The sequence below is a fragment of the Cellulomonas citrea genome (assembly GCF_009829685.1).
Classification (GTDB): domain Bacteria; phylum Actinomycetota; class Actinomycetes; order Actinomycetales; family Cellulomonadaceae; genus Cellulomonas; species Cellulomonas citrea.
This window is the reverse complement of record NZ_VWSD01000170.1, coordinates 1-5,746: the sequence shown is the minus strand read 5'-3', so window position 1 is coordinate 5,746 and position 5,746 is coordinate 1. Positions and strand designations below refer to the sequence as shown.

The 5,746-nt window shown below is 72.1% G+C and carries 4 protein-coding genes and 1 pseudogene; 2 read left to right on the top strand and 3 right to left on the bottom strand.

The genetic code is table 11. The features are described from left to right. The first annotated feature begins 308 nt into the window (after positions 1-308). Positions 309-929 carry a DUF47 domain-containing protein gene (locus tag F2B26_RS14110; protein ID WP_159810450.1) on the top strand — a complete coding sequence of 207 codons (621 nt, stop codon included), beginning with the start codon at positions 309-311 and terminating at the stop codon, positions 927-929. A gap of 5 nt (positions 930-934) precedes the next feature. Then, positions 935-1,939 (top strand): inorganic phosphate transporter, encoded by a 1,005-nt coding sequence (locus tag F2B26_RS14105; protein ID WP_159810448.1) that lies wholly within the window; start codon positions 935-937, stop codon positions 1,937-1,939. Positions 1,940-1,970: 31 nt separating this feature from the next. On the opposite strand, the gene F2B26_RS14100 is transcribed toward F2B26_RS14105, so the two are convergent. From F2B26_RS14100 to mshD, 3 genes and pseudogenes are all read right to left on the bottom strand, one after another. After that, positions 1,971-2,936, bottom strand: coding sequence for an NUDIX hydrolase (locus F2B26_RS14100; RefSeq protein ID WP_159810446.1), 966 nt, complete (start codon positions 2,934-2,936; stop codon positions 1,971-1,973). After that, positions 2,933-5,167: an RNA degradosome polyphosphate kinase gene (locus tag F2B26_RS14095; RefSeq protein WP_235929685.1), complete on the bottom strand. Its 2,235-nt coding sequence runs from the start codon at positions 5,165-5,167 to the stop codon at positions 2,933-2,935. The genes F2B26_RS14100 and F2B26_RS14095 overlap by 4 nt, the downstream gene beginning before the upstream one ends. A 69-nt stretch (positions 5,168-5,236) precedes the next feature. After that, positions 5,237-5,725: pseudogene (mshD, locus tag F2B26_RS17490) on the bottom strand (mycothiol synthase); the annotation flags it as partial. Positions 5,726-5,746 lie beyond the last annotated feature (21 nt).

The following is a 5,746-nucleotide window of genomic DNA, read 5'->3' as shown; positions in this document are numbered from 1 at the left end:
GGCGGCGCGGCGCGCTCGACTGAGCTGGCGCCCCCGACCGAGCTGGCGCCCTCGACTGAGCTGGCGCCCCCGACTGGGCCGGCCGCGGCCGGCGCATGCCACAGGCGGCCACCGTACGATGGTCCACGACGCCGGGTCGCGGTAGCCCCGGGCTCCATTGACAGCCGCTTCGAGCGGCCCCGCGCCGAGAGGCGCTCCCGGCCCGGCGTCACCCTCCTTGGATGACGATCAGGTGACGGCTCGGTTATGCCGAGGGGTCCCGGTGGCCTAGCCTGGGCGCGTGCCTGACACCCCCGGTGGAGCCTGACGTGCGACTGCGCCTGACCCCGCGTGACACCACATTCTTCGACCTGTTCGCTGCCTCGGCCCAGCACCTGGTGACCGGCGCGAACCTCCTCGCCGAGATGCTCGGCGCCGACCGCTCCGGTCGCAAGGACATCGCCAAGCGGATGTCCGACGCCGAGCACGCCGCGGACGACTCGACCCACGAGATCATGCGACGTCTCAACCAGACGTTCGTGACCCCGTTCGACCGCGACGACATCTACAACCTCGCCAGCGCGCTCGACGACTGCATGGACTACATGGAGGAGGTCGCCGACCTCGTCGTCCTCTACCGCATCGAGGCGCTGCCGCCCCGTGTGGCCGACCAGATCCAGGTGCTCCAGCGCGCCGCCGAGCTCACCGCCGAGGCCATGCCCCGGCTGCGCTCGATGGAGTCGCTGCCTGAGTACTGGGTCGAGGTCAACCGGTTGGAGAACCAGGCCGACAAGGCCCACCGCAAGCTGCTCGCGCAGCTGTTCGACGACGTCAAGGACCCGATCGAGCTCATGAAGCTCAAGGAGATCGTCGAGAAGCTCGAGGACGCCGCCGACGCGTTCGAGCGGGTGGCCAACACGGTCGAGACCATCGCGGTCAAGGAGTCCTGACTCAGGTGGAGGCGGCGCTCGTCGTCCTTGTCGTCGTGCTCGCACTGAGCTTCGACTACACGAACGGCTTCCACGACGCGGCGAACGCGATCGCCACGTCGGTCTCCACCCGGGCGCTCACGCCGCGGGTGGCGCTCGTCATGGCGGCGGTGATGAACTTCGTCGGCGCCCTGCTGTCGACCAAGGTCGCCGAGACCATCGCGACCGCGATCGTCGACCTCAAGGACGCCCCGCCCCGGCTCTCGCTCGTCGTCATCGTGGCGGCGCTCGTCGGGGCCATCACGTGGAACCTCATCACCTGGTGGTTCGGGCTGCCGTCGTCCTCGACCCACTCGCTCATCGGCGGTCTCGTCGGTGCCGGTCTCGCCGGTGGCCTGGGCATCTACGGCGCCCAGGTGATCGACCGGGTCGTCGTCCCGATGGTCCTGTCGCCCACGATCGGGTTCGTCGCCGCGTTCCTCGTCATGGTCGGGGTGCTGTGGCTGCTGCGCAACGCCTCGCCGCACCGCACCTTCCGCCGGTTCCGGCTCGCGCAGACCGTCTCCGCCTCGGCGATGGCGCTCGGTCACGGTCTGCAGGACGCGCAGAAGACGATGGGCGTGATCTTCCTCGCGCTGCTGTCGGTCAACTGGGCGCACCCGGGCCACACCATCCCGCTGTGGGTGAAGCTGGCCGCGGCCACGGCGATCTCGCTGGGCACCTACTCCGGCGGCTGGCGCATCATGCGCACGCTCGGCCGCAAGATCATCGAGGTGGACCCGGCGCGCGGTTTCGTCGCCGAGTCGGTCTCGGCCACGGTGCTCTACCTCAACGCGTTCGTGCTGCACGCGCCGGTCTCCACGACGCATGTCGTGACCAGCGCGATCATGGGGGTGGGCGCCACCAAGCGGCTGTCCGCCGTGCGCTGGGGCGTGGCCAAGAACATCGCGATCGCCTGGGTGCTCACGATGCCCGCCGCCGCGATCGTCGCCGCCGTCATGTTCTGGTTGCTCCAGCTCGTCCTGCTCTGAGCCGCCAGCTCGTCGTGCCCGACCGGCCGGGTCAGCTCGACGGAGCGAGCACCTGGGCCGCCACGACTCGCGGCCCCACCGCGGTCTCGGCGACGTGGCACACGAGCACCTGACCGGGACGCAGGAACGGGTCCGCCGTCGGCAGCGCATCGGCCACTGCCCGGCACGCATGGCCGGCCAGCACGTCGAGCACGGTGGGCAGCACGGGGCGGTGCGTGCACACCACGGAGTCCCCGGACACCGAGAGCAGGTCGAGCATCTCGGCGGCCACCCGGGCCGGTGAGTCGGCGTGCGCGTCCTCGGTGAGCAGGTCGGAGGTGACCAGCTCCAGACCGGCGGCGGTGGCGTACGGGCGCACCGTCTGCTCGCACCGGGCCCACCGGCTGGAGACCACCCGGGCCACGCCGAACGCCGAGAGCAGCGGCACCAGCCCGGTGGCCTGGCGGGTCCCGCTCCGGGTCAACGGGCGGTCCAGCTCGGTGCCGGCCCAGTGCGCACGTTTGGTGGCGCGGCCGTGCCGGGCGACGACGAGCGCACGGGTCACCAGCCGGTCCTGCCGGTACGCCTCGACCAGCACGTCGAGCGGTTCGCGGTCGGACGGGCGGGTCAGCCGCTGCGCAGCCACGTCGGCGTCGAACCAGCGGACCTGGTCGATCTCGTCCCGCCCGGCCCGCGGCACCGGGGGACGGGCCGCGAGGGCGAACCGGTCGGGTCGCCCGGCGACCTGCGCCGCCCAGTAGTGCACCTGCTTGGGCCGGCCCGCGGACTCGTACTGCAGACCCGGCAGCGGCATGCCGAGCACGACGTCGAGACCGGTCTCCTCGGCGACCTCGCGGGTCGCGGCCTCGACCACGCACTCGCCCGGCTCGAGCTTGCCCTTGGGCCACGACCAGTCGCGGTACCGCGGGCGGTGCACGAGCGCCACCTGCAGCCGTCCCGTGCGGACCCGCCAGACCAGTGCGCCGGCCGCCTGGACAGACGTCGTGCCCGAGGTCACCGGACCGCGCCCGGCCGCCTGCGCTGTCGGGCGATGAGCACGGACTGCAGATCGGCCAACGGCTGGCCGTCGGCGTCGCGGTGGTGCCGGGTCCACGTGCCGTCCGACCCGAGCCACCAGGACGACGTGGTGTCGGCCACCGAGTCGTCGATGAGCCGGACCAGCTCGGCGATGTGCTCAGGCGCCGACATGCGCACGAGCGCCTCGACCCGGCGGTCGAGGTTGCGGTGCATGAGGTCGGCCGAGCCGATGTAGACCTCCGGCCCGGTGAACCCGTCGTCGCCGGGGGTGGCGTGCGCGAACGCGAAGATGCGCGAGTGCTCCAGGAAGCGCCCGAGGATCGAGCGCACCCGGATCGTCTCGGACAGCCCCGGCACCCCCGGGCGCAGCGCGCAGATGCCGCGCACGTTGACGTCGACCTGCACCCCCGCCTGCGAGGCGCGGTAGAGGGCGTCGATGATGGCCTCGTCGACCATCGAGTTCACCTTGATCTTGATCCAGGCCTCGTGCCCGGCGCGGGCCGCGGCCGCCTCGCGCTCGATCCGCTCGACCAGACCGGCGCGGATGGAGCGCGGGGCCACCAGCAGCCGGTGGAACCGGCTGCGCGGGGCGTACCCGGACAGCTGGTTGAACAGCCGGGTGAGGTCCTGGCCGACATCGGGGTCCACCGTGAGCAGGCCGACGTCGGTGTACAGCCGCGCGGTCTTCGGGTGGTAGTTGCCGGTGCCGACGTGGCTGTAGCGGCGCAGCCCGTCGGCCTCCTGACGCACCACCAGGGACAGCTTGCAGTGCGTCTTGAGCCCGACGATGCCGTACACGACGTGCACCCCGGCCTGCTCGAGCTTGCGCGCCCACTCGATGTTGTTCTGCTCGTCGAACCGGGCCTTGATCTCGACGAGGGCGAGCACCTGCTTACCGGCCTGCGCGGCGTCGATGAGGGCGTCGACGATGGGCGAGTCGCCCGACGTGCGGTAGAGCGTCTGCTTGATGGCCAGCACCTGCGGGTCGGTCGCGGCCTGCTCGAGGAACTGCTGGACCGAGGTGGAGAACGAGTCGTACGGGTGGTGCAGCAGGATGTCGCGGGCCCGGATCGCCGCGAAGATGTCGGTCGGGTTCGCCGACTCGACCTCCGCCAGGTGCCGGTGCGTGGTCGGCACGAACGCCGGGAAGTGCAGCTCGGCGCGGTCCAGGTCGGCGATCACGTTGAGCCCCGTCGCGTCCAGCGGGGCGGGCAGCTCGTAGACGTCCTCGGTGAACATCCGCAGCTCGCGGGTGAGCAGGGTGCGCACCCGGGCGCTCGTGCCCGCCGCCAGCTCCAGGCGCACCGGCGGACCGAAGCGGCGGCGCAGCAGCTCCTTCTCCATCGCCTTGAGGAGGTTCTCGGCATCGTCCTCCTCGACCTCGACGTCCTCGTTGCGGGTCACCCGGAAGGTGTGGAACTCCTGCACCTCCATCCCGGGGAACAGGTAGTACAGGTGCTGGGCGATGACGTCCTCGATCGGCACGAACGAGATCGGGCCGCGGTCGCGGGCTGCGGTCTGCTGGTCCGGCACCGACGGCTTGCCGCTCGCGTCGACCGCCAGGTAGCGCGGCAGCAGCGGCGGCACCTTCACCCGGGCGAAGTGCTCCTTGCCGCTCGACGGGTTGACCACGCTCACGGCCAGGTTGAGCGACAGCCCGGAGATGTACGGGAACGGGTGCGCCGGGTCCACCGCCAACGGGGTGAGCACCGGGAAGATCTGGCGCCGGAAGTACTTGGTGAGCCGGTCCTGCTCCGACTCGCCCAGGTCCGCCCAGCGCACCAGCGTGATGCCCTCGGCGGCCAGTGCGGGGGAGACCTGCTCGGTGAACACGGCCGCGTGCCGGGCCATGAGCTCGTGCGCCTTCTCGCTGATCGCGTCGAGCACCTCACGGGGGGACAGCCCGCTCGCCGCGGTCACGGCGATCCCCGTCGCGATGCGGCGCTTGAGGCCGGCGACGCGCACCATGAAGAACTCGTCGAGGTTCGAGGCGAAGATCGCCAGGAACCGCACCCGCTCCAGCAGCGGCACGTCCGGGTCCTCGGCCAGCTCGAGCACACGCTGGTTGAAGGCCAGCCAGGACAGCTCGCGGTCGGCGAAGCGGTCCGCGGGCAGGGCGGCGTCGGGCACCGGCAGCGGCGTCGCCAGCGGTGCGACGTGCTCGGCGATGTGGGCGGCCAGCTCGGTCTCCAGAGCGGGGGCGTCGGTCATGGCGTCCATCGTGGCACCGGCCGGTGAACGGTGGGTGTCGTGACCAACCGGCAGCCGGTACTGCACGTGCACCCCGGAGGTGGTGAACCCGGCCCGCGCGTAGGTCCGCAGCGCCGCGGCGTTGTCGCTCTCGACGTAGAGCACCGCGCGGTCCAGGCCGCGGCCGGCCAGGTGCGCCAGCCCGGCGGCGGTGAGCAGCCGACCCAGACCCATGCCCTGGGCGCCCGGGTCGACGCCCAGCACGTAGATCTCGCCGACCGGCTCGGCGCCGTGCTCGCCGGCGCGGTGCACCTTGGTCCACACCGACCCGAGCAGCTCGGCCCCGCTGGTCGCCAGCAGCAGCCCCGCGGGGTCGAACCACGGCTCGCGCTCCAGGAGGCGCAGGTCGTCCAGCGTGGTGCGGCCCTGCTCGGGGTGGTCGGCGAACGCCCGGGCGTTGACCGCCAACCACGCTGGTTCGTCGCGGCCGACCTCGAACGGGCGCAGCTGCACCTCGGGCGGCGGTTCGGGCACCGGGCCGGCCACGAGCGGCGCGGACATGACGAGGAGCCGGCGCACCGGGTCCGCCCCGGTGCGTGC

Coding starts and splice junctions, on each gene's coding strand:
- F2B26_RS14095 (WP_235929685.1), bottom strand. CDS start 5,167: ATGACCGACGCCCCCGCTCTGGAGACCGAGCTGGCCGCCCACATCGCC.